The sequence below is a fragment of the Bifidobacterium sp. MSK.17.10 genome, from assembly GCF_019129655.1.
Classification (GTDB): Bacteria; Actinomycetota; Actinomycetes; order Actinomycetales; family Bifidobacteriaceae; genus Bifidobacterium; species Bifidobacterium adolescentis.
This window is the reverse complement of the sequence record NZ_JAHOJD010000005.1, coordinates 185,857-210,303: the sequence shown is the minus strand read 5'-3', so window position 1 is coordinate 210,303 and position 24,447 is coordinate 185,857. Positions and strand designations below refer to the sequence as shown.

The window sequence follows — 24,447 nt, the reverse complement described above, 5'->3', positions numbered from 1 at the left end:
CCCACCCGACAAAAGGAGCCAAAATGAAAATCGCACACATCTACCCGGCAGTATCAGAAGTCTACCGAACCGCCGTCAAGAAAAAAGCACGGGACGCCATGGCAATAGCCTATGGTATCCCGACGTCGAAGGAATACCGTCGTAAACGTGTGATTCAGGAAGCCGACCCACACTTTCTTCCCATGCCGGACGCCCGTAAATATCGGCACTCGCAGCTTCCAAACTAAGGAAAAACCATGCCCGCAATCCTCATATACGTTCTTGGAGTGCTGACCATACCATTCCTCTGGCTAGACTACTGTCTTCTCGTTGACCTGTTCCATAGGAGCGCATGGTATTGCCCATGGTGCAGTGAGTGGGCCGTCAAGTCAAAAGATAATCCAAACCGTACCGCGTACTTGCCGAACATTATCGTCTGGTTCGCCCGAATAGGCCATAGATTGTCAAAACGGCATCGTAAGTGGAAGAGGGTGTACGAGACGTATGATTTCCACCCTTGCAAGCCGTCGAACGTTCTCATGGACGGCCACATGGACGAGGTCATCCCGTTGGACGATTTCGACTACGGCTATCAGACAATCAGATACAAGTCCCATGGGATAGGTAGGGATGGCAAAGAGCTGGTCACTACTGTTGACGCGCCTTCCGAATTGCCGTACATCACATACATTCGAGATGGTGAACAAACCGAAGGCGATGTCTACCGCAATCCAGACGGAAGCCTGTCACTCATACCTTGGGAGAACAATCCGAGTGGCAAACGGTTCCCGTTATTCGACAAGGACGGGAATCCTGACCCGCATATCAGTCCGAAAGAAAAGGAAGCAAACACTGGGCGGAAAACGCGGGTAAAAGAAATAGAATGAGAAAAAGAACAATCTGCTAAAGAGCTAAACACCTTCTTAGAAGGATGGGGTGGCTAGACACTTTTCAGTGTCCGACCACCCCATTTTTTTGAAACTCTTTCCGACTTTCCGCAAACCTTGCGACAAACTCACTTACAACCTCTAACATAAAACTAAACAACCTTGAACAAAATCGGTTGCAAACTCAATGCAATCATCCAACGAAGGAGCGAACATGGCCGATATTGAAACACATCCCGTATATGATTTGGAACATTTACCCGGCCATAGGGAAATCCGAAGACCAAAATATGCGGTGAAATATTGGACTCAGTCAGAAACCTGCCAACGCAATCCCCGCAAATACACGCTCATCACCAAGTCCGATAATCAACGGACAATCCGTAACATCATGCGTCGTATCGACACGCAGAACGGCAATCATCAATACTCCTCGTTCCGCGTCCGCTCACTGGTCGATTCGGAAGAATATCCGGAGGGCGTTTTCTCGACTGAAATCCGTCAGGACGATGACGGTAATTTTCTCCTCTACGTCGCATACATTCCCGCCGAAGACGAGCCGGAACCGAACCCGCGCAACGAGGATGTGGTGAAGACAATCCGCTACGGTGCGGAATGCACTCTTGCCGGTGACATGAAAGCGGCACTGCGAGGCAACGGCAACAAGCCAAAAGACATCGTCCAAGTGACTGGAACCGTGGAACAGTGGAAATGCCGGTTCGATGACCCGAATGTGGCATTCCATTCCGAACAGCTCCACCTGTGGACGGAAGACCGCGTGTACGGATTCATGCAATCGGACGGTTGCGCGATGGTCGTGGATATGCCCAGATACCCGATTGTGACATTCTCCCCCGCCTGATAGAGGCGGGGAACCCTCGGCAAAATCAGCTGAAAATCCCATCCACGGCGTCGAAAACGCCGGAGACGCGCGTCAGACGGCTACGGGAGCTTTGATTGAAGGCCACGGGTCGTAGTCGATGAGATGGAACATGTCCGGCTTGTAGTCGAACAGGCTATCCGCCCGGTCAATCACCATTCGCGGCAACGGTCGAGGCTCCCTAGACAATTGTTCGCACACTTGTTCCAGATGGTTCAGATACACGTGCGTGTCGCCGCCGACCCAAATGAACCGTCCCGGCTCCAATCCAGCCTGTTGGGCCATCATCATGGTCAACAGCGAGTAGGAGGCGATGTTGAACGGCACTCCAAGGAACATGTCGGCGGAACGCTGATACAGTTGGCAATCCAGAAAACCGTCTCCGCGCACGTGGAATTGGAACAGGGCGTGGCATGGCGGTAATGCCATTTCGTCCAATTCTCCCGCGTTCCATGCGGATATGATGATTCGACGGCTGGACGGGTTATGTCGGATAAGGTCGAGCGCGTTCGACAATTGGTCTACCGTGGTGCCGTCAGTCCTAGCCCACGAACGCCATTGGATGGAATACCCTTTGCCAATTGTTCCGTCCGGCAACACCCATTCATCCCAAATGTGGACGTTCTGCTTTTGCAGAGTGTTGACCTTGTTATCTCCGGCAATGAACCACAACAGTTCCGCGATGATGCCACGCAGGAACACTTTCTTCGTGGTCACGAGCGGGAAACCGTCTTGCAGATTGAATTCCATACGCGTGCCGAACGTGGATAATGTACCCACTCCAGTACGGTCGCATGTCGGCTCTCCGTCCAACACGACCCGTCTCAGTAATCGCTCATATGGCTGTTCGCGTTCCAATGTTCCGGTAACATAATTTTTGGCTTCTTCAGGTGTCATACGTTTTCCTTTCAATCTAACCCATTAAATGGGTCAAATCTTGGTCGGTTTCTATTTTCAGATTATCGTTCCGTTCTTTGCGACGACGATTATGAGTACTCTCCAGCCGGTCGGCTTTCTCCCGGCAATACCATTGACCGAGAGGGAGAAGAACACTCACGAGCAGAGCCACGATAAGCCAAACATTCCCAAGCACATGCCGTTCCCATAGAATCCCTATTGGTAGCGGAAGTATGTAACTCCAACCTAATATCGTGTTGACCTTGTCCAGTCGGCTTATCTTTCTCCGACCGTCGGGCGATAATTCTTTTTTAATCAATATTGTTAAGCCCTCCGAATCGGTAGGAGAACTACAGCATACATTCCCGACTCAGCAAGTCACCGACATACTCCATGTCCACTCCACGCTCATTGAACGCCTTACGAGTGTAGACAAGACGATTCATGTTCGCATGAGACAGCACCCAACGCGCCAGCTCCGCACGTTCTGAATGGTCATTGTCGGCAATCGGCTTGTTACGTAACACAGCACGTTCCAACAGGTTGCGAAGACTCTTGACCTCAAGGTAATAGTCCGACTTCAACTTGAACATGTACCCGTCAGCGTCGTACACCACCACGCCTTCACGGTCGGACCAGCGGCGTTCCTCGTCCAACATGTGCCACAGGCTCTCACGCTGTTCCTCAGTCTGGAAAACGGCCAGAACTTCGGGACGGGCAAAGAATCTATCCGTATCAATCAAATCGTCGGCATCATAGTCGATATGGAAGTCAACGGTGTTCTTGATGGCGTGCAGGAACACGAGACGTGACGTATTGTACTTGATGATATGACGGTCGGAATCTTGGTCGATTACCTCAAAAGCCAAGGTGACGTTGGCATCATGGGCGATGTTCCACAACGCCTCCTCCTGACCAATGTCCAACGTCTGCTTAAAAAGATGTTCGATAAGATACGAATAGTCGGTCTGACCACTCTTCGACCAGAAACGCCAAGAACCATCCTCACACGCGGACACCAAGCCGAGGAAACCGTTCTCCTTGCGTTCCACGCGCACTGGGAACTTGAGCCGCCTGTCAATGTTCTCCCGAGTGGTCTGCTCGTTCTCTCCAAGATTGAAAAACTTCTCGAAACCTCGTGCGACAACCTTACCGTTCCTGTCAAGGAACAGTCCGCGAGCCTTGCTGGAATACTCGTCCCAACGCCGGTTTTTGAAAGCGTCACGGCTGAAATTGCAAGCGTACACGTCGTTCTCGCCCTTGACCGGACGGACGTTCACGTTATCGGAATCACGCATGAGTTCGAGCAGGTTCCTTCCATCCGTGGAAAAGTCAGCGAACCTGTCATTGGCCTTATGCGCACCCTGTTCCAACCACTTCAAGTAACGGTCGAGAGTCCACTTCCTACCATCTCTGAGCGGAGGCATATCCAACTGGATGACACCGGTCAAATCACGTCCCTTTGCCGGGACGGCGGTATAACCGAACTCGGCATTGTCGGGAACACGGGTCTTGTCGTTCCAAAGCAATCCCACATCCACCAGCGCAGGGTCTCCGGACGGATTCATATGGTAGGTTCCGTCAACCTTCCTTACATGGATGTTGACCCAACGGCTTTCATGGTCAAGGTTTTCATGCCAAGTCTCATACTGGGTGCGCAGATATTCCTCCGGCACACGGTCGTTTTCCGGACGGGTCTGGTTGCGTTCCAACAGAACGTCCAACGGCGTGTTGAATGTGAAAGTCTCAACATGCGCCTTGTGGCGGACGGCAATCTGCACCTCGTCCACGCAGAAACGCGGGTTGACATGCTGGGAGTCGCTGATGACGTTCACGCCCTTGGAAAGCAGGTCGCTGATGATGGCATGCGCCTGACGGACGAGAATCCTGTTCAACTGTGGATTCATGGTTTCATGCCATGCCTGACGGCCTCCCGCCATCATTTCACGCAAACCGTCCAAGCTGACGATTACCGTATTCGAATCGACATGCTTCCGCGCCCAAGTGCTCTTTCCTGAGCCGGGCAATCCTCTGAGAATGGTCAAAGTGGTCATTGTATTTTTTCTTTCGTTCTGTCTGGCTGAGTTATTTAACCTGAACGTCGTACAGTTTTTCCAGTATTTCCTCGGTGGATTCTTCCCCACGGTATTCCGTCCGGTCTGACATGTAGATGCTATCCATAATCTCGTAGAGGGAGACTATGGATTCGTCTGTCAGATTGGAGAGACGGCCTTCGATGTAAGCTTTTTTCATGGCGATTCGCGTCTTTCCGTCGGACACCTTCTGCTGGTCGAGCCATTCGTCGGCATCCTTTTTCGTCTTGCGTTTAATCGCCATACGTAAAGCGTCTGCGTATTGTTTCTGGTAGCTGTTCATTTTTCTCCTTATAATTCAAGACCTATTTATGTGAACAATCCCAGTATAACTATTGTTCAAGCAAAAGGCAAACTGTGACACAAACAAAAAACGCCCGCCAATCCATATGCCGAAAAGACGGGCGTCTCGAAAACACTCAGGCTCAACCCTCCCGAAACATGCTGACTAGTTCAACCTCGGATACCGGACTCATGCCCCAAGCATCCAATCCCACGTTGATTTCGTTACGATTCTCAAACTCGTGCGGCGTGCTCGCATGGGTGTGACCATGCAACAAACGCATGTTCTCCCCCACTTGCGGAATGGCATACTGTCTAAGCTCCGGCTTCGCCCAATTAGACACCACCCCATCCAAAGCGGGAAGGTCGAAGTCCTCACGCCATTGGAAGTGGCAGAGAAACACGGGCATGACGGTTTCGCCGTCCGTGATGTCCGTCATGCCGATACGTCCGATTTCCCCGAACGCTTCGGTCAAATCCTTGAAGCCTTTGCTTTTACCGTACAGCACGTCATCATGGTTCCCAAGAATCAAATGCCGGTTATTGCGAGGGCAACGCAGACTCTTGATATGCATAAGGGCCTGATGGAGACTCCAAGCACCGCCACTGCACAAGTCCCCGAGAATGTAGAGTTCATCATTCGGCCCTACGATTTCGTTGATATGGTCGGTCACGTCCATGTCATGTCGATGCCAGTTGACGCAATCCTTGACTTGCATGTGCGCTTCGTTCGCCTGTTGTTTGATGGTATTGTCCGACTTGAATCCGGTTTTCGCATATCCCCGCAATGCGGCTACGAACGGGTGGGCGAAGTGGGTGTCGGAGGTGAAGTATTTTGTCATTGCCTTTTCCTTTCTGAAAGAAAGTCACGGGGATGGGTTTTCGTCCCTGTCCCCTAGAATTCCGTACTATTTGACGGGAACGGGAACGGACAACAGTTCGCCGTTGACGTTCTGGACAAGGATTTCCGGCGAGTGGAACCGCTTGTCCCAGTGGTTGAACTGTTCCTCCGTAAGACTGGCGTCCTCTCCGCTTTCGGGGTCGAACCCTGAGATGAAGAACGTGCCCGCCATCATTTCCACGATTTGCGAACCGGCCCTATCATCGAGGTCGTATGCCCTGATTGCACGGTTGAGGCTCCAACTGCCAATTTTGCCTTCCTCATTGCAGTAGATGGTGGCTCCGTTTTTGAGGCCGTATGGTTCGATGTAACCGCCTACCTCATGCTGTTTCGCTTCGAGGGTGTTGGGGATGGTTTTGCGAATGGGTTTATCGTCCTGCTTGATGACGAGGATTTCGATGGTCTCCTGCTTGTCGCTCATTTTCGCTCCTAGCTTGTTTGTGTGAACGATTCCATTATATCACGTCTTGGAATACGGTTGCGATGCATTCCGTCAGCCAAAAAGCGGAAATAATAGACAATACAGCCAACAGTCGAAGCGGGGAAACCTCCTCAATCAGCCCAACAATGCCGACAATCACTACTGAGATAAGAAGATTCCATTTCGAGAGCTTCAACACCTTCGGCAAAGCCAAAAGCAATCGGGCGAGGAAACTACGCTTCAACATTCCGACTGTCCTGTTCTCTACGCCAATCCTGTAGAGCACTTTCCACTATAGGGTGATACGACGCATACTCTTCCAGTACGTCCCAATTGTCCACAACCCACTTGTCACGGCTTTTTCCGTCAGGAAATCCAACCCCGTACACGTCATGGAGATAATATGTTTCACCAGCGGAATCTGCCTCGTCTGCCAGCTTCTTCGCAGAATCGACCAGCTGACAATATATCTTACAGTACTTAGGCAACAATAGACGTGACACCATGTCCGGGGAAGATTCCAGAGGATAAGCCCCTGTAACACTAAAGACCACCAGAAGGAAATCAAAAACGACAATGAAGCCGACAACAGGGATAGCCATAATCCCAAAGAACGCGCCACTTCGGTTAGGCAGACTCAAAGCCCACCCTATGAATTTCAAGCCAAGAAACTGGATGGCGCAAATCATGCAAGCGACATCGGCCGAGATACAGTAAATCGCCGCCAAAGTCACACGGATTAGTTCGCCTGTTGATAGGCTCCACTTGTTCAGAATTCCAAACACGCGACCTGTGGAAGCTACACCAATAATAACCGCCAATATGCCGACTGTCCACAGTAGGACAGTCAGTGTGGTATGGCCTATGCTCTCCCAAGGTTGGGCGTTGAACCATTGAACAAACCGGACAAGCAATCTTCTAACCTGTTGAGAAAGGTCGGTGAAAAAGATTGCATAAGCTACGACACCTATCATCGGAATGACACATGCGGTGATAATAGCGGCCAACTGCGGCGGATTATGCCTTACTTGCTGTTTTGTACCCATTCTTCCAGTTCTTTCCTGAACGTTGGATGATATTCCGCATACTCTCTCAATGCGGGTAGATTGTCCTGAATCCAAAGGTTGCGTAGGCTTTCCTTGGACGCGATACGCAACATGTATTCGTCGTTCGAACCTCCGCCGAAGGGTTTTTCGGTAGGCAATAATGGTCTTCTTCTAACAAAGCCAATGACTTCTCAAGCTGTTGCCGTAACTTTACCTGACGGGGTGCAATTAGACGGCAACACCAGCTCTTCGGATAGGGCGACCAACCTTCAACCATTGCTCCCACGAACAGCATTTCGACAAGGAGCGTACTCAGGAAAAGTTCTGTATCGAATCCGTAGCCAATATTGTCGGAAACCAGTTCGATAGCGATAATCACGTTGACGCCTAAACCAATCGTAATGGTTAATGCCGCACGAATCGTTTCCACAATTGAAAGACGCCAAGTCTTCAACATGCCGACGGCACCGCCTACCAATACGAAGGCTGTAGTCAATACTATGCCGACAATGATGGCGAGGAACAAGTATTCTACTATTTGACCGATTTCCGACCATGGGAGACGGAGGAACCATTCGGCAAAACCGTAGAGCGCTTTTAGTAACAGTATTTTCAGAGAGTGAATGCGCTCTCGAATGTGTAGGCTTTTCCAATCAATCCGGTATAGGACATAACCCAATCCAATAAGCAAGGGTATGGCCGCAGAGACTATGTGAACCAACCACTGCGGCGGGTCGAATCGTTTTATTCTATCTGCCATTCGTTTCCTCGTTCAGTTTATCTTCGTAATACCAACAAGATGATTGCCATTCCCATTGCAAGTCTGCATCCAATCGCCGGAGCCGGGAGCATACTGGGCACCCTGAACGCTCTGTCCGTTAACCCGATAGGTGGAGCTGTTCATGTTCAATTTTTTGCTCTCTTTTTCTCTTTGATTATTGGTTTCTTTTTGTGAAATATGTTTTTAAGGCTTTAACCTAGGAAGGCCATTTCGTCGGCTAGTTCGTCTTCGCCTTTTTCTCTGAGTAGGTTTGCCACACCGTATCGTTGATTCCAACAACGCACTATGGTGTCCGCTTTTATGTTGGGCGCTCCCCAGACGGTTGGCAGGATGGAACATTCGTCCGGCTTGTGGCTGATGCCGTAGCATGTTCCGTTTACGGTATTGTCATAGACGAGTCGAACCGGCTTACCGCAGAATGGGCATGGGGCTAGATGGAAACTCAAAGAAGCTCTCCTAATATCTCTTCGATTGGGATGTCTTCTTCCACATCGATAGTCTTATACAAGGAACGTAGAAATAAGGCAGTATTCCAATTTAGGTTTCTTTCGTGTGGACACTTCTAGTATAACACGTCTTTGGTTTAGTTTTACCACACCTAGTTCCACTCTGCCGTTGCATGTCGATTAGTCGAAATACTTCCTCCTCATCCAAATCGACCCAACGCCCGTCGAACGGACTCTGATAGAACTCGTTTTGAGGCAATGGCCGAATCTCACCATCTTTCAAACGTTTTCCTCCTCCTGTTTCCGACATTCGCGGAAGACGCGAAGAAGAATCCGCGTAGCCGCCTGTTCCGGAGTCAAACCCTTCAAGTCCAAGACCGGAATACTGGTGGAACCAACATTCACATGCAGTCCATCGAGAATGCCGTAACAGTAGTCATCATAGGTTCTTAATTCGGCGTGGACTCCACGGTACGGCATGGAAATGTTTTCCACGTCCCCGTTGCAACCCCAGTGGGACCCGCCATGCCGTTCCACCAAATCCAACAATGCGTCTTTGACCTGCGAGCCGAACGTGGAAGCCGAATATGTGATTTTAGGCGTCACATAGTTCATGCATCCGCAGTTCGGACAAGGATACGACTGCCGTTGCCCGATTGTTCCACCGTACAGCCGGGTGATAGGAGTGGAACAGTATCCGCAATCCAGCCTGCCGTTGATAACCATATTGCTACTAACTCCTCTATTCGGCTCCATATTTTTTTGGCGGCTTCACTCGGCGGCATTCCCGCATATTCGAATACAGGAAGCTCCTCATGGTTGACGTTCACATGCAATCCGTCAACCCTGTCATAGGAAGGTTCATCGTAAAAGTAGATTCTGACATTCGTTGCGTCAAATCGAATACTCATGCCATCACCCAGCACCAGTGGGTTCCAATCCACGTATCCACGAATGAACGCTTCAACACACATTCCCTCATATAGCTCGACACCATATTTTTCTGCCATTGCGACTACCGTCTTTCCTCCCGAAATACGTCTTTTAGATTAAATACAATCCGTAGCCGATATTGGCGTGAATCAGAGCGTTGACGCTGGGAATCTCCAACAGCTTGTAACTGAAATCGTCCGGCATGGAAAGCGCGATAAAGCCCATGATGATTTTGAGAACATTATCTTCCCCCGCATGGTAGAGTCCATTCTTATCGAGCCACAGTTCGTCATCCTGAATCAGCCCGAGTTCAACGAATAGACGGTAGACCTCCCGACTCATACTGGGTTCGTCATAGCTAGCCCAGACGAGACGCCTTCGGTCAAGATTCTCGCGTCCAAGACCCGTGTAATCATGTTTGGCGCTGTTGAATTGGACGCCATACTTCCGACAACTAGCCTTGTAGGCTTCCGTGATTCTTTCAGCCGAATAGTTGCTTTCGAAAAAGTAATCCTTGTTGGCGTAGTAGCCGTTGCACTCCCAGTCGCCTAAAGTCAGTTTGAAAATCATCGTGGTGCCCTTTCCTTTTACTTTTCTTCTCGACCATGATTGTCAGTTCTTCTTCTGTAATCTTTTTGCACGTCGTTCTTCGGGAGTGCCGAAACGCTTGTAGTAGCATTCCTTGGAGCAGATGTCGTAGGCTTTCATGCCGGAATAGTAGGGGTATTTTCGACCGCATTCGGCACATGTTCTGGTGGCCGTAGCCATCATGTTTTTGGCGAAGGCGATGCCCTCCGGAGTTCCGGTGGCGATATACTTGTCACCGCGCTTGACGTAGGTGACGCATCCGTAGTGGCGGAGCCGTTCCATGCTGGCTTTGGCTGTGGGCTGGGAGACGTAGTTCCAGCCGTATCCTTTGCGGGAGATTTCCTCAAGGATGTTGAACATGTCGTATTGGAGGTACTTGCGTTCAGGCTTGTACTGTCCGACATGTGTTTCAACGAACTCGCTGATAGCGTCCATGTCGGGGATGAACCAGTCTCCGATGGTGGAGTAGTGTTCGATTCTTCCGAAGCCTTTCCGGACTAGGGATTCGAGGATTTTCTTGGTTTGCTCCAAGAGGATTCGACTGTTGTCTTCCCGCTTGTCGCGGGATGAAATGAATTCCAAGAGACTGTATTCGTCTGCTGTGATGTTGCTCATGTTCGTCTCCTTTATGAAAGATTTTGTGTGAACAGTTCCAGTATAGTGCATGTTGGCTGAAATGCAAAAACAAAAAGCCCCAACCCTCCTATCAGGAAAGTCAGGGCTTCTAATCTCAAAGAGATGTCAGTCGTCGTTGCGGCGGACAGAACGCTTCACCCCAATGAAACCGACACCCATCATTCACAGCCTTCGCCGCCGCCAATCGTCTTATTGACACACGCACGAACGCTTTTACAGGGCGAGTATGGTGACGCGCGGATACGGCCTTGCCTTCAACACGGCGCGGTCGCCCGCGTTGAACCGTTTCATCATCTCCCCGTACCGGTCGGACAGCGCACCCCTCACCGGCATGTCCACATGCTCAAGGGCAACGCAGTTGGAGAACATGGTCGGCGTGCCATCGTCCATCTTCACGTCAGGAGGAAGCTCCAGATTGGAGATGTCTAACTTGCGAAGCCGCTCGCAGAACGTGAACATGCGGTTGATGTCTTTGGCTTGCGGCAACCGTAGTTCCGACAAATCCAGTTCGGTAATCCGATTCCAAGTTCCGAACATCTCGCGGGCAACCTCCGCGCCACTCACATCCAAACCGGGCACCTTCAGGCTCGTCACGTCGGGGCCAAGTCGGAACAGACGCTCGCAGTCCCTCGCGTTCGGAGCCTTCAGGTTGACGATTTCAACGCCCCCGGTCCCCGCATTGTTGAACATCCACGCCAAATCGACGGTCTTCGACATGTCCAAATTCGTGAAGTCCACCCGGTGCAATGCCCACATGTCCTCGAAGAAGACGCTCATGTCCTCCGGTGCCTTGGAACCCGGCACGAAGCGGATTCCCTCAATCCTGTTACGGTTGCCTATGTCCGCCCATTTCGGATTGTGGGCAAGCGTGCGCGGTTCGGGGCATCCGTCGCGCCAGTCGAAGGTAAGCACGTAGGTAAGAGCACCCGGACGATAGTTCAGCTTCCAGCCGTCCCCTCGGGCTATGAGACTGTTGTCACGATAATGGTTGACGAACCCTCCGGGAAGAGTGCTCCCCTTTGTCTTCGTGTTCTCGAAGAACATGCTCCCCGCCCCGTAGGCTTGACCGAAATCCACTCGACGGACATTGCTATTACGGGAACGGAGACTCTGCACGCTCGCTCCACTTACTGTCGCGTCGGACATCACCGTCTTGTTCAGGAATGCCTTGTCCATCGTCGCGCCGGTCAGATTCACCTTCCGCAGGTCGATGCCTCCCATGTTGGCTCCGGTCAAATCGGCTCCGGCAAGGTTCACGCGCTCCATGTTCGTGCATTCGAAGACGGCGTTTCGTAGTATCGCATCCGACATGTCTGCCCCGTTGAATTGGAACCAGCTTACCTTGGCACGGCTGAAGTCGGCTTCGCGCAGGTCGGCGTTCTCCAGATAGACGGGACGCCCCGCTTTCAGCGTCCCAAGGAACCTCATGCGCCGCATGTCGGCGTCGCGGAAAACGGTGTGGCCTAGAGGGGTGCCTGAGTCGATTAGCGAACCCCTCAAATCAGCCCCCGACATGTCTACGTCGCAAAGGTCAACGCCGGAGAAGTCGAGGTATCGCAGGTCAAGCCCACTCAGGTCACGGCCGCGAAGAACGTTCCCCAAGCGGTAAAGCTCGGTTTCCACGACGACGCCCGGACGCGGCCTGCCGACGCGCATGTATCGCGTCAGCCTGATGTCGTCCGGCATGCCGCGTCCATCGTCCCGGATGTCGGGTGCGTACAGGCGGATATTAAGCCCCAGCTTTGTCCCATCGGGGATGCGGCCAATGACCTTGCTGGCGTTCTTTCCGTCGTTCGCAAAAAGTTCCACCAGCCGTTGTGCCGTCCGTCGCACGTTTTCCACGATGCCGGGGGTTTCCGCCCATTCGACCAGCGAAGGCAGTGTTTGGTCGGTGATTTCCCTGTCGGAGAGGTCTCCGTATTCTCTCACGGAGACTTCCATCGTCTCCGTTCCGTCTGTGATTCTCATGTTCTCTCCTTTTAGCGTTTCTCTAGCACGTCCGGTAAGCCGTCCGAGCAGGATGGGTTTGCCGACTGATTGATTTTGTGTAGACAATCCCAGTATAGATGTTTTTGGAAGAATCGTCAAAAACTATAACGCCAAGCAGACTACAGATACAGAAACCCCGGCCAACTAATCAAAAGAAAGGCCGGGGTCTCTAAGGTCAAAAGCCCATCAGGCGTCATTCCGACTGAGGGAACGCTCCACTCCAACGAAGCCAACACCCATCATCAGAGCGACGATGGACACTGCGGCGATACCCGCCACATCCACGCCGGTGGTGGCAAGATTATCCTCACCAGTGGCCGTGACGGTCTTATTGTCAGCGTCCACCTTATATGTGGTGGTCTTATAAGCCTTCTTATCAGCGGTCTCGACCTTGGACTCGTTCTTCTTCGCGGAAATGGTAGCGACCGTCTGCGAGGAACCATTATCCTTGCCGGTATCGGTCTTGCCAGTGTCCCCCTTGGAAGTTCCAGTGGATGTCGAACCGTTTGGCTTATCCGGCTTGTCCGGCGTGGAAGGCTTGGGGGAATCGTCATCGACCGAGAAACCGGGGTCGATATCATCACCCTCGCCCGGCTTCGTGGTGATGCCGTCTAGAGCGTTCTTCGCATCCGTCAGAGCGGCCTCGGTCTGCTTCTTGTCGGCCTTGGCCTTGTCCAGCTTCGCGTTCGCGTCGGACAGCGTCTTGTCGGCGTCAGCCTTAGCGGCCTTGGCCTTGTCCAAGTTGGCTTGGGCGGTCTTCTGCTTGTTCTGCGCCTTGGACAATGCTTTCTCCGCTTCCGTCAGCTCCTTCTGGGCTTCGGCCAGTTTCGCGTTCGCGTCGGTGTAGCCGTCCAGCTTGGCTTGGGCTTCCTTGACCTGCTTCTTGGCTTCGTCCACTGCGGCCTGAGCCTTGTCCACGTTCGACTGGTCGGTCTTCACCTGCTGGTTCGCGGAGTCGAATTCGCTCTGGGCTTTCTTGGTAGTGGACTGCTTCTGCTCGTACACGGTCTGCTTCGCGTCGGCCTCGTCCTTCGCCTGAGCGTAGGTACTGTCGGCGGTCTTACCGGCCTTGACTGCGGCATTGTATGCGTCGAGAGCCTTCTGGTAGGCTTCGTCCTTGGCTTTGGCGGTCTTGGCCGCTTCGTCGGCGGTCTGCTGTGCGGACTGCGCGCGTTCCTGTAGTTCGGCAAGCTCCTGCTGGGCCTGTTGCGCAGCCTTCTTCGCCTCGTTCGCCTTGTCAAGAGCCTTCTGATACACGTTGGCGGCGGAGTCCAGCGCGTTCTTGTAGGAGAGAATCTGCTGACGGTACTCGTCCACAGAAACGCCACTGGTGTACAGGTATTTCTGGCTGAAGTTCTGTGCGGCGGTCAGCGAACCTGTGATTGCGAAACCGGTGGTGTCGCAATCCGGGTCGATGACGTTCAGATAGTGTCCGGTCTGCTCGTAGATTTTCGGATACTTCTGATAGATTTCCACGGCGGTCATGTTGCGCAGTTCCGGATTCTTCTCCGCATACTGGTCGAACAGAACCTTCTCTTCGGTGTACCAGCCGTCGTAAGGGTTCTTGTAGCCCCAAGCGAGGTTCTGGGAGGTTCCGGTGAACACGTGCCCAGTATTCTGGGAATACGTGTTGTAGTCCGCGGCGAGCTGCGCGTCGGCGGTATCTGCATCGTTGACAGTCCACTCCGGCAGTCCGAGGCTACGGCGAATCTCATTGCCCTTGTCAATCATGTCGAGAGCGTCGAGCATGTTCTGCAAGCTGGTTGCGGAGTTTTCCTCACCAATCTTCACCCAGTCCTCGTTCTGATACTTGACGAGCTGGTCGAGGGCGAACTGGGTGTCTTCGTTCTTATAGCTGGAGGCAAGCTTCCACTGGTAGAAGCCGATGGAGCCGGACACGAGCTGCTTGTCTGCGTTGTCGGCGGCGGCTTTCTTCGAATCCGCGTCGGCCTGAGCCGTGTTGGCGGCGGTGGTCTTCTCGTCAGCATCCTTCCGCTTCGCTTCGATGCCGTCCTTCGCGTCCGAAGCGTTCTTATCGGCGGTGGTCTTCGCATTGTCGGCGTCGTTCTTCGCAGCCAAAGCGGCTTCCAGTTCGGCCTTGAGCTGGCTGATGGTCTTCTGGGATTCGTCGGACTTGGCCTTGGCGTCCGAAGCGTTCTTATCGGCCTTGTCCTTGTCGGACTTGGCGTCGGCTTCGTCCTTCTGAGCGGCGGTCAGACTATCGGCCTTCTTCTGGGCTTCCTGCTGGGCCTTCTTGACCTGTTGGTTGGCGGATTCCAACTGCTTGGTGGTCTGGTCGAGCTGGCTGTTCGCGTCGGAAAGCGCCTGTTGGGCCTTCTGCTGGTTTTCCGGATTGGTGGCCTCACCGGCGTTCTGCTGTGCCTGATTCAGATTGTCCTGAGCCTGATTGACGGTGGTCTGAGCGTTCTGAACCTGCTGATTGGCGGCGTCCAGAATGGTCTGGGCGTTGTTCACCTGAGTCTGAGTCTGGTTGACGGTGGTCTGCGCGTTGTCAACGTTGGTCTGTGCCTGATTCAGATTCGCCTGTGCCTGATTGTCGTTGGCTTGGGCCTCGTCCACCTTGGCCTGTCCGTCGGCCACGGGGTCTGACGGTGCGGGAGTTGTGGTGGCGGTTTGAGAGGTTGCCTGTGTGGCCTGTGCCACGGTGTCCTGAGTCTGGGATACTGCGGTCTGCGCCTGTTCGATGGCGCTGTTCACGTCCGGCTGGATATTGTTGGTGTCATCCGCGAACGCGGTGGCCGGTGCGGCGAGTGTCGCAACAGCCACGGTCGTGGCGATGAGCGTCTTCTTGACGTTTGCCAAGATTATCTCCTTTGTTTGGTTTCTTTTCCACGTGTGGGGTGGAGTCTTTCATATTATACCCCCTTGTCAGAAGGGTTTCCAGCTCGCGAGAGGAAACCCCGAACGAGAGGAAAAGCGCCTTGGATGGGATTCGAACCCACGACCATCCGCTTAGAGGGCGGACGCCCTATCCACTGGGCTACCAAGGCAAACCCCCAAAAAATGGGGGCTATGTTTTTAAGATTAGAACATCGCTCTTTCCAGAGAGGTGAGACCCTTGCTTGTCTGGTTCAACTCCCAGAAACCACGCTCGAACTTCTCAGCCAATTCCATGACCTGTTCGACCTTCTTGAAAAGAATGTCAGAGGATTCGCGCACTTCATTGACTGAGGTTATAAGCATCCCATCCCTATACATGGGGATTCGCGCGGCTTCCGTAGGGATTCCAGCCGCGTTCCCATTGTCGGACGCGTATTGCAGCGAGAGGTCGTAGGTGAGAGTGAAGGTCGCTTCCTTGACGCATCCTTCCTCGCCCCTCATGTTGACGGTCATCAGCCAAGAGCGGGAGAAGGAGCGTTCGGGGTTGATGATATCACCCTTGACCCATTCGTACTTGCCGTCCTTGCTGTTGTCAGTGAAGTCGGGAAGGATTTCTGTCATGGCGTTTTTGAATTCTTCGATGGTGGTCTGCTTGTCCATTTTTTGCTCCTTTTGGTTTTCTGTTTTGTGTGAACGGTTTCAGTATAGCATAAAACCTTTAAGCAAATCAACCCAAAGAAGCCAACTCCACCTCAATCCCAGCCAACTCCTCCAACAAACGCTTACGACGAGCCACCAGCAGACTCTTCCTACGAGCACCCGAGAACACAGGATGCCCCGAAACAACATCATGAGCGTTCACCATATTCTTCCCCGTCGGACTGCCATCACGATTATTGCCCAACATGGTCAAATCAGCCGTATTCAACGAACCATCCCGAAAACGGAACCCGTTCTCGAACATGACCCGCTCCAAATGGGCGATATTCAACGCTCCAAACTGGGGAACCGTGACCCCACTGGAATATTGGAGACGGCGGGACTCCCGCAGTCGGGCCAGATAATGCAGGAATTGAGCCAAGGATATTTTAGACAGTTTCGCCAATGAGCCGACACCAATCGAATACAGGCGGATGCGGAAATCGGGGTCATCCACCCCCCTCACGATATAAAGCGGAATCCTCCACCGGGCGGAAATCCAAACCGTTTTTTCTCAAACGGTTCCCAACGACTCGCATATAATCCGAGCCAAAAAGTCCAGTGAACTGTTCGGCGGTCATCGCGGTGATATCCCCGACCGTGCCAAGTCTCATTTTCAGCTTGCGCAACCGGAATTGGTCGGAGATTTGGCCGCGAGTGTTGACGAACAGTTTTTCTATCGGGTCTACCGGAGTCACTGTGGACATTCTATAATCCCCTCTTCTTAACAGCCTTCGCCGTGGATGGCGTTGCGGTAGGCTCCCCCATAACCGTCCTTCCCCTCATCCTCGACGGCGGTCGGAACGTAATCCTCGACGTAATCGACGGAACCCAAGGGGATGCTCACGCGGTTGGTGGCGGAAAGGAACGCCTGTATCCGTTCAGGGTTCGCCACCCTGTATTCGGTGCGGCGAATCGGCGGACGGTAGGTCATTGGGTAGAACACGTTTTCCAATAGTTCACCGCTGATGGCGTGGAGCGCGATGCTGGTTTCGTGGTCGAGCACGTTGGCTGTGATGACGGGTTTCGTCAGGTCGATGTTGTCTTCCGTTATGAGAGTATGGCCGCTGTTGAGGTGGATTATCTTCCACATTTTTACGTTCCTTTTTTTACTTCAGCTTGATTGTGTGAACGATTCCAGTATACCATATAAAAAGACAACAGGAAAGAGTCGTGTCGCAAGGTCTGAATATTGAGATATACTGGTCACGTCCACAAATAAAAGACCAAAGCGCTGCTCAAGAAACGGAAACGACACGCCGGGGTTGCCAGAAGAACACTGTGTGTTATAGTGGGAACCACGACATATAGTTTAAACAAGTCCGGTGACAGACCGGAATTGACCGTAGAGCGGCGATAGGACGCAAGTCCCAATCGCCGCTTTTTTAATGCAGTGCGGAAAGAGAACAACAGACCTTGACCGCAAAAACCAATATCCGCTACCGCGTAGGAGCTGACGTAGGACTCAACAGTCTAGGATTCTCGGCAATCCAACTCGACGCCAACGGCAATCCAATCACACTACTCAAAACCCTCAGCTACATTCACGACGGCGGAGTAGACCCAACCCAAAACAAGTCCGGCACCACCCGCAAGGCCATGGCTGGAATCGCACGGCGAACCCGCAACATGCGCAAACGCCGCCGCCACCGTCTCAACCAACTCGACCGTCAGCTCTACCAACTGGGATATCCGGTGGACGAAGTGCCGGAAAGCGAACACGGACTCTACGAATACTGGAACGTCCGCTCCGCATTGGCAACCGCTTACGTTTCCGACAAGGACAAGCGTGACCGGATGATGGTCATGGCTATCCGACATATCGCACGCCATCGCGGTTGGCGCAACTCCTATAGTCGTGTCGAAACCCTGTTCGAGGACGTGGAACCGTCCGACCAGTACAAGGATTTGAAACAGCGAGTGGAGACCCGTCTTGGAGTGAAACTGGACGAGGATATGACTCCGGCGCAGCTTGTCGCATTGACGCTCAACGAACGCGACAAGAACTTCATGAGGGTTCGCACCAGCACCAAATACGGTGAGGGCATTCTACCGAACCGTCTCATGCAGTCCGACAATGCGCGTGAACTCCGACGCATTTTCACCGTCCAGCAAGTACCCGAGGATGTTTGGAAGCCCATCCTGCGTACCGTGTTCCACTGCGCGTCCCCCAAGGGTTCCGCAGAGAAGCATGTCGGAACAGACCCGCTCGACCAAACCCAGAAGAGAGCGTTGAAGGCCAGCATCGCCTTCCAGAAGTATCGTATCCTCAACGTCATCACCAACCTGCGTATCCGACGCAAAAGCGAAGCATCCCGACCGTTGACCGTCAACGAGAAACAGGATGTATACGAACTGCTCACCACCGCCAAGGAAGACTTGGAATGGTTGGACGTGTGCACCGTGCTCGACATCGAACGCAACGAACTCAAAGGCGTCGGCACCCTCACCCATGACGGGGAGGAAAGAATCGGCAACAAGCCGCCGGTCTTGGACACTGTCATCAGACTCCACGGCATCAAAAACACCAAGCTCCGCAAGATGATGGACGCATGGTGGAACACGGCCACCGAGGATGAGCGAGCCGCGATGATTCGACTCCTATCCAACACGGTTGACTTGGACAAGGTGCGCGACCTCATCGAATACGCCTCCCCCATCGAATTCATCGACGGGTTGGACGAAGACCTGCTCACCCCGTTGGACTCCATCAGTCTTCCAGTCGGACGTGCCGCCTACTCCGAAAAACCCTCACCCGACTGTCCAAACGCATGTTGGAAACGGAAGACGATTTGCATTATGCCATCCGCCACGAGTTCAACGTGCCAGCCGACTGGAAGCCACCGGTTCCACAGGTTCAGGAGCCGACCGGCAATCCTGCCGTAGACCGAGTGTTGAAAGCGTTCAACCGTTTCCTCAGCCAGTGCGAACAACAGTATGGCATTCCGGAAAGCGTGTCCATCGAAACAACGAAGGAATCGTTCTCGTCCATCGCGTTCGGACGCACGCTCGACTATGAGCGCCGTCAACGTCGGGACAAGGACAATCAGACGCGTGCCGCAATCCGTGAGGATATGAGGAAGCAACTGTCCAACGGCGGAAGCTTCAAAGTCCACGACTACGACATTCGCCGTTGGGAAATCGTCCAATCGCAGAACAACACATGCCTGTACTGTGGTGCGACCAGTCCACGATTCAGTTTCGATAAGTCGGAACTCGACCATATCGTTCCCCGTCGTGGCGTCGGTTCGGACAGCAAACGCACCAACATGGCCGCAGTATGCCCCGAATGCAATGCCAACAAGTCGAACATTCCGTTCGCCTTCTGGGTGCATTCCGACTATGCGAAAGCGCACGGCATCACCATGAATGATGTCATCGCACGAGTGAACCAGCTGATGTTCCCACCATCCATGAACCGCAAGCAGGTCGGTCAGGTGAAGAAGACCATCATCAGCCGACTCAAGCAGACCGAACAGGACGAGCCGTTGGACAATCGTTCCATCGAATCCGTGGGCTGGATGGCCGACGAACTCCACTGCCGTCTCGATGGGCGATACGCGAACAAGCAGGTGAAAGTGTTCACCTTCCCCGGCTCCATCACCTATGAGGCACGTCGAGCTTCCGGCATCGATGGTCAAATCCATTTCATTGGCGCACAGTGGAAGACCCGACTCGACCGCCGACATCACGCGGTTGACGCTTCGGTCATCGCCATGATGAACCAGAGTGTCGCTCTCCGTCTTGCCGAACGCCACTATTTACGCGAATCCCAACGCCTGTGCGGAACCCCGTTCGGACAGGCGGACTGGAAGCAGTATCCGAATGAGAACACTCCCGGCTACGACCAATACCAGCGATGGAGCGGACAGATGAAGAATCTGCTCCACCTGTTGAACAAGGGTTTGGACGAGGACACCATTCCGGTCGTTCGAAGCCGCCGCCTCCGCTTGGGCAACAGCACGGCGCATGATGCGACGGTGAAACCGTTGCAATACGTGCGACTGGGAGACGCCATGCCGACCAGTCTCATCGACCATGCGCTCACCCCGCAAGTGTGGAAGGCATTGACCGGATTGTCGGATTATGACCCTCAGAATGGTCTGCCAGCCAATCCGAACCGTGTCATCACCGCCTTGGGCGAGGTATGCCATGCGAAGGATGAAATCGGCTTCCTTCCGGGCAACAATGCCCAATTGTTCGTCAACGGTGGAGCCGCCGATATTGGCGGAACCATCCATCATGCCCGTATCTACCGTTGCGAACAGGTGTTGAAGAACGGGAAACGCAAGACGTTCTATGGCATGGTGCGCGTGTTCCAATGCGATTTAATGAAACGCAGGAAGAACACCGACCTGTTCCGAACCCCGTTACATCCCGCCGACGTGTCCATCCGGTATGCGGACGGCAAGGTCAGGGACGCCATCCGACAGGGACACGCAACCTGCATCGCACGACTCACCATCAACGATGAAATCAAGTTGACACCTGAGATGATGAGGGACATGTGTCCTGAATACGCGAACATGTTCCATACGGATTCCGGCGTCGAACGACGATTCATCGTGGCTGGCTTCCCCTCCCCTATCCAGTTCAGACTAGTTCCCTCCGTCATTGCAGAAGAAGGATTAAGTAAGATGGTTGAACAAGGTTTGGAGGTTCCCCCCAAGGTCGAGAAGATGTTCAAACTGCACACCTTCGTTCCAGTGGTCAATAAGATTGGACATGTTTTAGAGCAGTAACCACCGCTTCTAATCGTTTCTAAAAAGGAAAGGGTCTACCAAAAACCATCTAAGGTTATCAGTAGACCCTTTCCTTTTTAGGAGGTTGATATGGCAAGGGTGGCGAGTCATCGACTGCACCGCAATGACCGGCAGACTGACCTACAAGCGCGGACAACTCGTCGTGGAACACCACGATACGGAGACGCGGATACCGTTGGCCGATACGGCGGTGCTGCTGCTCGGTATACAAACAACCGTCTCCACAGCACTATTGCAGCAATTGGCGGTCTTCGACGTGGAAGTGCTCATCTGCCAATGGAATCAGACACCAATCGCGGCAATGCAATCATGGAACAAACCCAACACCCGTTCCGCCGCCCGTCAGAACGCACAACAGGAAATGAGCCTACCGGCAAGAAAAGCCGCATGGCAGAAAATCATACGAGCGAAAATACTAGGACAATCCCACGTACTCGACAAACTCAACTTGGACGGAGGGGAACTCTTAAGAAGTCTAGCCGTCCAAGTCCACTCCGGCGACCCGAACAACATCGAAGGACAGGCGGCACGCGAATACTGGCATCACATGTTCTCTGAAGAACAATTCCGCCGATTCCCCGGATATGGCGAAGGGCGCAACGCTCAACTCGATTACGCGTACACGATACTGCGTGGATTCCTGATTAGGTCCATCTGCACAGCGGGACTCTCCCCCACCATCGGCATACATCATCATTCAGCCAGCAACTATTTCTGTCTGGCAGACGATTTGATAGAACCGTTCCGACCGGCCATCGACTACCAGATAAGCCAACTACCGGACGGACCGTTGGACTCGGAAATGAAACAGCAGATAGTGCTGTCCGTCAACAGCCAATTCAACCCAAAAGAACTAACCATCCCATCACTGGTGGACGAATTCTGTGGACAATACGCGCAATACTGCGAAGGCTGGCTGGACAAACTACCCGTCCCCGTCTTCGGAAAAAGGCGCTAAAAATGAAGAGAGATAAGGATAACGGCATGTGGACGCTGGTCATGTACGACCTACCCATTACAACGAGAGAGGATGCGGGAGCCGCGAACAGATTCAACCATCTACTCTCTGATTTAGGTTTCGTTCGAGTGCAATATTCCGTCTATGCAAGATACACCCCCACCCAATCAGGCGGTCGTTCTGCGTTAAAGTATATTCAAGCCGGACTACCTCCCCACGGCAACGTGCGAGTACTCTGTGTAACGGACAATCAATGGTCTGATTCACTGAAGTACATCGATAAAAAAACAGCAGACCACAGACGAACAGCCGGGGTTACTGACGCTTTTTGACGACGAAGAATAGTTTAAAAACGTTGATATGAAGCCTTTTGCCCAAACTCGTAGTTTGAGCAAAAGGTAATACGACATATATTCAAACGAATTGGGAGGAAACGACGGCCTGTTTTAGTTTGAGCAAAAGGTAATACGACATATATTCAAACATAGATAGACTTATTCGTCCTTTTGTGTAGTTTGAGCAAAAGGTAATACGACATATATTCAAACTCGACCACACACGTTGCCCCACTTGTCAAGTTTGAGCAAAAGGTAATACGACATATATTCAAACTCTCCCGCTTCGGCTCCTGCCGACGGCCAGTTTGAGCAAAAGGTAATACGACATATATTCAAACTGATTAGGGAGGGTAAGTTGCGCAGTTACAGTTTGAGCAAAAGGTAATACGACATATATTCAAACCAAAATCGACAGGTTTAAAGAAGGAAAATACGGCATATATTCAAAAATTCAAACAAAATACACAAAAAAGAATAAGCCGGTGTTTCGCCACCCCCACCGGCAAAAGGGCTGTTCACACAAAGATGCGGAGTAAGGAGAGGGCCATGAGAAGTTGCCCGTGAACCCCGCTTTTTGTTTGGCGTTGACATGGCTTGGTTCTTTCCCATCAGTGAGTTCATGTCGTGAACACTGGCATGTATGCGTGACTTAAGAGGGTGCAAGGCATACGGCTTGCTGACAGTCCTTCATGGATTTCAGGACTATCATCCATCGCGCATGTGAGAGTCATGCCATGGATTGTCCCACGAGCTTTAGGGGTATTAAAAAGTGTGGGACTTTGTGCGGGAGACGAGATTCGAACTCGCAATACTTGCTTGGAGGGCAAGGGTGATGACCTTTTCACTACTCCCGCAATAGGAGGGGATGGATTGTGTTTGCGGGCTGGAAAGCACTACATGCAGAGAAAAAATGTTTACGACCGTTCCAAACTTTTTGGAACGGAAGGCTCGCAACCGCAACCCATTCCCCAGCGGAGTCGGAGGGATTCGAACCCTCGAACCGTATGAAACGGTTAACACCTTAGCAGGGTGCCCCTATCGGCCACTCAGGCACGACTCCAAGGGTTTCCTGACCCGCAGGAAACGCAGGTCGGAAACCAAGCTCCCCATGATGGACTCGAACCACCTCTAAAGGTTCCAAAGACCCGTGTGCTGCCATTACACTAATGGGGAATGTGCAGACCGTTTTTATCGGCCCGCGAATGATTATTTGGATTTTGAAATCAGCTTGTCAATGTCCGCGCCCAACTGCCTTAACTGGGCGAAAGAGTTGGCGACGTTGTTTTGCGCCGTTTCCTCTCTCTGCTGAGCGGCTTCCATCAGCTTCTTGCTGTTCGCATCCAATTCGGCGGCATGCTGTTCAGCCTTCTTGGTTCGGAGGTCGATTTCCTGTGACGCCTTGTCCAAACGGTTGACTGCGTCAGCTTCCGCCTTGCTGATAATCTGTTCGGCTTGTTTCTTGGCCGCGTCCAACTGGATGGCAACCTTATCGTCGGTTTCCTTTTTCAGTTTGGCGCATTCCTGTTCAAGCTTCTGCTTCTTATCGTGTGCGGCGGTCATCATCTGTCTGGTGGTTTCCGTCGCGGAGTCGAGCCGCTTCTGTGATTCATCCTTGGCCTGTTGGAGAATCTGTTCGGCTTGCGTGCGGGCCTGTTCCAGCTCTTCACGTTTCTTCGACTCGTAAGTGTTTTTCAACGTTTGGAATTCTTTGCCGAGGCTGGTGCCTAATTCCTGCATCGGGTTTTCCGACGCTTGACGGGCGTCCTGCAAGTCGGCGTTCAACCGTTCAATCTGCTGGCGGAGGGATTCAGCTTCCTGCTCCCGTTTGCCGAGTTCGGATTGACGCTTGTCCAAGACCATGTTTTTTTCCGTCAACTGGCGTTGCAGATTCCAAATCTGTGTTTCCAACCCGTTCACGTACTGTTCGACGGAATCCTTGCGATAACCGTTGAATCCGGTGGGGAGGTTGAGTGGTTGTACCTGTGGCTGGGTCAGTCCATCCACGGTGAGAGCGTGGGAGGAGATGACCCGTGTTTCATCAGACATGGTCATTTTGAATTCCTTCTTTTCTGGTTGAAAAAAACACGAG

Annotated in this window: 24 protein-coding genes, 4 tRNA genes, 1 pseudogene and 1 CRISPR repeat array; of the genes and pseudogenes, 7 read left to right on the top strand and 22 right to left on the bottom strand. The window is 52.6% G+C overall.

Features of this window, described 5'->3' with window-relative positions:
- The first annotated feature begins 23 nt into the window (after positions 1 to 23).
- From KSX58_RS06435 to KSX58_RS06425, 3 genes are all read left to right on the top strand, one after another.
- The gene (locus tag KSX58_RS06435; protein ID WP_217736026.1) at positions 24 to 227 is read left to right on the top strand and encodes a hypothetical protein; all 204 of its coding nucleotides are present in this window, start codon (positions 24 to 26) and stop codon (positions 225 to 227) included.
- A gap of 9 nt (positions 228 to 236) precedes the next feature.
- Positions 237 to 866 (top strand): hypothetical protein, encoded by a 630-nt coding sequence (locus tag KSX58_RS06430; protein WP_217736025.1) that lies wholly within the window; start codon positions 237 to 239, stop codon positions 864 to 866.
- 214 nt (positions 867 to 1,080) lie between these two features.
- Positions 1,081 to 1,728 (top strand): hypothetical protein, encoded by a 648-nt coding sequence (locus KSX58_RS06425; protein WP_217736117.1) that lies wholly within the window; start codon positions 1,081 to 1,083, stop codon positions 1,726 to 1,728.
- A gap of 72 nt (positions 1,729 to 1,800) precedes the next feature.
- Here KSX58_RS06425 and KSX58_RS06420 read toward each other — a convergent pair whose 3' ends face one another.
- The 18 genes from KSX58_RS06420 to KSX58_RS06335 form a co-directional block, all read right to left on the bottom strand.
- Positions 1,801 to 2,643 (bottom strand): thymidylate synthase, encoded by an 843-nt coding sequence (locus KSX58_RS06420; protein WP_217736024.1) that lies wholly within the window; start codon positions 2,641 to 2,643, stop codon positions 1,801 to 1,803.
- Positions 2,644 to 2,993: 350 nt separating this feature from the next.
- Positions 2,994 to 4,697 carry an RNA ligase gene (locus tag KSX58_RS06415; RefSeq protein WP_217736023.1) on the bottom strand — a complete coding sequence of 568 codons (1,704 nt, stop codon included), beginning with the start codon at positions 4,695 to 4,697 and terminating at the stop codon, positions 2,994 to 2,996.
- Positions 4,698 to 4,728: 31 nt separating this feature from the next.
- Positions 4,729 to 5,019 carry a hypothetical protein gene (locus KSX58_RS06410; RefSeq protein ID WP_217736022.1) on the bottom strand — a complete coding sequence of 97 codons (291 nt, stop codon included), beginning with the start codon at positions 5,017 to 5,019 and terminating at the stop codon, positions 4,729 to 4,731.
- Between the two features lie 142 nt (positions 5,020 to 5,161).
- Positions 5,162 to 5,860, bottom strand: a complete 699-nt coding sequence (locus KSX58_RS06405; protein ID WP_217736021.1) for a metallophosphoesterase — start codon at positions 5,858 to 5,860, stop codon at positions 5,162 to 5,164.
- Between the two features lie 66 nt (positions 5,861 to 5,926).
- Complete coding sequence (locus tag KSX58_RS06400; protein WP_217736020.1) at positions 5,927 to 6,340, bottom strand: DUF3846 domain-containing protein; 414 nt, start codon at positions 6,338 to 6,340, stop codon at positions 5,927 to 5,929.
- 233 nt (positions 6,341 to 6,573) lie between these two features.
- On the bottom strand, positions 6,574 to 7,386 hold the full coding sequence (locus KSX58_RS06395) for a hypothetical protein (protein ID WP_217736019.1): 813 nt from the start codon (positions 7,384 to 7,386) through the stop codon (positions 6,574 to 6,576).
- Between the two features lie 46 nt (positions 7,387 to 7,432).
- The gene (locus tag KSX58_RS06390; protein WP_217736018.1) at positions 7,433 to 8,146 is read right to left on the bottom strand and encodes a hypothetical protein; all 714 of its coding nucleotides are present in this window, start codon (positions 8,144 to 8,146) and stop codon (positions 7,433 to 7,435) included.
- A 746-nt stretch (positions 8,147 to 8,892) separates the two neighbouring features.
- A complete protein-coding gene (locus tag KSX58_RS06385) occupies positions 8,893 to 9,228 on the bottom strand; it encodes a hypothetical protein (RefSeq protein WP_217736017.1) in 336 nt (111 codons plus the stop codon).
- Positions 9,225 to 9,623, bottom strand: coding sequence for a hypothetical protein (locus KSX58_RS06380; protein ID WP_217736016.1), 399 nt, complete (start codon positions 9,621 to 9,623; stop codon positions 9,225 to 9,227). Before KSX58_RS06380 ends, KSX58_RS06385 begins: the two co-directional genes overlap by 4 nt.
- A gap of 34 nt (positions 9,624 to 9,657) precedes the next feature.
- Positions 9,658 to 10,116 (bottom strand): hypothetical protein, encoded by a 459-nt coding sequence (locus KSX58_RS06375; RefSeq protein ID WP_217736015.1) that lies wholly within the window; start codon positions 10,114 to 10,116, stop codon positions 9,658 to 9,660.
- A 42-nt stretch (positions 10,117 to 10,158) separates the two neighbouring features.
- Positions 10,159 to 10,749 (bottom strand): hypothetical protein, encoded by a 591-nt coding sequence (locus KSX58_RS06370; protein WP_217736014.1) that lies wholly within the window; start codon positions 10,747 to 10,749, stop codon positions 10,159 to 10,161.
- Positions 10,750 to 10,983: 234 nt separating this feature from the next.
- Positions 10,984 to 12,738, bottom strand: coding sequence for a pentapeptide repeat-containing protein (locus tag KSX58_RS06365; protein WP_217736013.1), 1,755 nt, complete (start codon positions 12,736 to 12,738; stop codon positions 10,984 to 10,986).
- Between the two features lie 207 nt (positions 12,739 to 12,945).
- Positions 12,946 to 15,582 carry a hypothetical protein gene (locus KSX58_RS06360; RefSeq protein ID WP_217736012.1) on the bottom strand — a complete coding sequence of 879 codons (2,637 nt, stop codon included), beginning with the start codon at positions 15,580 to 15,582 and terminating at the stop codon, positions 12,946 to 12,948.
- A gap of 115 nt (positions 15,583 to 15,697) precedes the next feature.
- Positions 15,698 to 15,770, bottom strand: a tRNA-Arg gene (locus tag KSX58_RS06355).
- A gap of 34 nt (positions 15,771 to 15,804) precedes the next feature.
- Complete coding sequence (locus tag KSX58_RS06350; RefSeq protein ID WP_217736011.1) at positions 15,805 to 16,260, bottom strand: hypothetical protein; 456 nt, start codon at positions 16,258 to 16,260, stop codon at positions 15,805 to 15,807.
- Positions 16,261 to 16,327: 67 nt separating this feature from the next.
- Positions 16,328 to 16,756, bottom strand: a complete 429-nt coding sequence (locus KSX58_RS06345) for a hypothetical protein (protein WP_217736010.1) — start codon at positions 16,754 to 16,756, stop codon at positions 16,328 to 16,330.
- Positions 16,749 to 17,006 carry a hypothetical protein gene (locus KSX58_RS06340; RefSeq protein ID WP_217736009.1) on the bottom strand — a complete coding sequence of 86 codons (258 nt, stop codon included), beginning with the start codon at positions 17,004 to 17,006 and terminating at the stop codon, positions 16,749 to 16,751. Before KSX58_RS06340 ends, KSX58_RS06345 begins: the two co-directional genes overlap by 8 nt.
- A gap of 17 nt (positions 17,007 to 17,023) precedes the next feature.
- Entirely contained in the window at positions 17,024 to 17,392 is a 369-nt protein-coding gene (locus KSX58_RS06335) for a hypothetical protein (RefSeq protein WP_217736008.1), read from the bottom strand.
- A 506-nt stretch (positions 17,393 to 17,898) separates the two neighbouring features.
- On the opposite strand from KSX58_RS06335, the pseudogene KSX58_RS06330 reads away from it, so the two are divergent.
- The 4 genes and pseudogenes from KSX58_RS06330 to cas2 form a co-directional block, all read left to right on the top strand.
- A pseudogene (locus KSX58_RS06330) lies at positions 17,899 to 19,091 on the top strand (restriction endonuclease); the annotation flags it as partial.
- Positions 19,071 to 21,041, top strand: coding sequence for an HNH endonuclease (locus tag KSX58_RS06325; RefSeq protein ID WP_217736006.1), 1,971 nt, complete (start codon positions 19,071 to 19,073; stop codon positions 21,039 to 21,041). The pseudogene KSX58_RS06330 and the gene KSX58_RS06325, both read left to right, overlap by 21 nt.
- A gap of 85 nt (positions 21,042 to 21,126) precedes the next feature.
- A complete protein-coding gene (cas1, locus tag KSX58_RS06320) occupies positions 21,127 to 22,020 on the top strand; it encodes a type II CRISPR-associated endonuclease Cas1 (RefSeq protein WP_273700926.1) in 894 nt (297 codons plus the stop codon).
- 2 nt (positions 22,021 to 22,022) lie between these two features.
- Entirely contained in the window at positions 22,023 to 22,352 is a 330-nt protein-coding gene (cas2, locus tag KSX58_RS06315; RefSeq protein ID WP_237976454.1) for a CRISPR-associated endonuclease Cas2, read from the top strand.
- 52 nt (positions 22,353 to 22,404) lie between these two features.
- A CRISPR array of direct repeats spans positions 22,405 to 22,815; the repeat unit is 35 nt; unit sequence GTTTGAGCAAAAGGTAATACGACATATATTCAAAC.
- 325 nt (positions 22,816 to 23,140) lie between these two features.
- Here the strand turns inward: cas2 and KSX58_RS06310 are convergent.
- The 4 genes from KSX58_RS06310 to KSX58_RS06295 all read right to left on the bottom strand — a co-directional run bounded on the left by KSX58_RS06310 (position 23,141) and on the right by KSX58_RS06295 (position 24,404).
- Positions 23,141 to 23,212 (bottom strand) — tRNA-Gly (locus KSX58_RS06310).
- A gap of 118 nt (positions 23,213 to 23,330) precedes the next feature.
- Positions 23,331 to 23,418 (bottom strand) — tRNA-Ser (locus KSX58_RS06305).
- Positions 23,419 to 23,460: 42 nt separating this feature from the next.
- Positions 23,461 to 23,531: transfer RNA gene (locus KSX58_RS06300), tRNA-Gln, on the bottom strand.
- A 33-nt stretch (positions 23,532 to 23,564) separates the two neighbouring features.
- The gene (locus KSX58_RS06295) at positions 23,565 to 24,404 is read right to left on the bottom strand and encodes a hypothetical protein (RefSeq protein WP_217736005.1); all 840 of its coding nucleotides are present in this window, start codon (positions 24,402 to 24,404) and stop codon (positions 23,565 to 23,567) included.
- Positions 24,405 to 24,447 lie beyond the last annotated feature (43 nt).

Bases quoted from the DNA above. Each gene is read 5' to 3' on its own strand.
- KSX58_RS06350 (WP_217736011.1), bottom strand. From the start codon at position 16,260: ATGGACAAGCAGACCACCATCGAAGAATTCAAAAACGCCATGACAGAA.
- KSX58_RS06400 (WP_217736020.1), bottom strand. From the start codon at position 6,340: ATGAGCGACAAGCAGGAGACCATCGAAATCCTCGTCATCAAGCAGGAC.
- KSX58_RS06410 (WP_217736022.1), bottom strand. From the start codon at position 5,019: ATGAACAGCTACCAGAAACAATACGCAGACGCTTTACGTATGGCGATT.
- KSX58_RS06380 (WP_217736016.1), bottom strand. From the start codon at position 9,623: ATGGCAGAAAAATATGGTGTCGAGCTATATGAGGGAATGTGTGTTGAA.
- cas2 (WP_237976454.1), top strand. From the start codon at position 22,023: ATGAAGAGAGATAAGGATAACGGCATGTGGACGCTGGTCATGTACGAC.
- KSX58_RS06365 (WP_217736013.1), bottom strand. From the start codon at position 12,738: ATGAGAATCACAGACGGAACGGAGACGATGGAAGTCTCCGTGAGAGAA.
- KSX58_RS06375 (WP_217736015.1), bottom strand. From the start codon at position 10,116: ATGATTTTCAAACTGACTTTAGGCGACTGGGAGTGCAACGGCTACTAC.
- KSX58_RS06395 (WP_217736019.1), bottom strand. From the start codon at position 7,386: ATGGGTACAAAACAGCAAGTAAGGCATAATCCGCCGCAGTTGGCCGCT.
- KSX58_RS06385 (WP_217736017.1), bottom strand. From the start codon at position 9,228: ATGAACTATGTGACGCCTAAAATCACATATTCGGCTTCCACGTTCGGC.
- KSX58_RS06420 (WP_217736024.1), bottom strand. From the start codon at position 2,643: ATGACACCTGAAGAAGCCAAAAATTATGTTACCGGAACATTGGAACGC.
- KSX58_RS06390 (WP_217736018.1), bottom strand. From the start codon at position 8,146: ATGGCAGATAGAATAAAACGATTCGACCCGCCGCAGTGGTTGGTTCAC.
- KSX58_RS06415 (WP_217736023.1), bottom strand. From the start codon at position 4,697: ATGACCACTTTGACCATTCTCAGAGGATTGCCCGGCTCAGGAAAGAGC.
- KSX58_RS06430 (WP_217736025.1), top strand. From the start codon at position 237: ATGCCCGCAATCCTCATATACGTTCTTGGAGTGCTGACCATACCATTC.
- KSX58_RS06340 (WP_217736009.1), bottom strand. From the start codon at position 17,006: ATGTCCACAGTGACTCCGGTAGACCCGATAGAAAAACTGTTCGTCAAC.
- KSX58_RS06425 (WP_217736117.1), top strand. From the start codon at position 1,081: ATGGCCGATATTGAAACACATCCCGTATATGATTTGGAACATTTACCC.
- KSX58_RS06295 (WP_217736005.1), bottom strand. From the start codon at position 24,404: ATGTCTGATGAAACACGGGTCATCTCCTCCCACGCTCTCACCGTGGAT.
- KSX58_RS06435 (WP_217736026.1), top strand. From the start codon at position 24: ATGAAAATCGCACACATCTACCCGGCAGTATCAGAAGTCTACCGAACC.
- KSX58_RS06370 (WP_217736014.1), bottom strand. From the start codon at position 10,749: ATGAGCAACATCACAGCAGACGAATACAGTCTCTTGGAATTCATTTCA.
- KSX58_RS06325 (WP_217736006.1), top strand. From the start codon at position 19,071: ATGTTGGAAACGGAAGACGATTTGCATTATGCCATCCGCCACGAGTTC.
- KSX58_RS06405 (WP_217736021.1), bottom strand. From the start codon at position 5,860: ATGACAAAATACTTCACCTCCGACACCCACTTCGCCCACCCGTTCGTA.
- KSX58_RS06335 (WP_217736008.1), bottom strand. From the start codon at position 17,392: ATGTGGAAGATAATCCACCTCAACAGCGGCCATACTCTCATAACGGAA.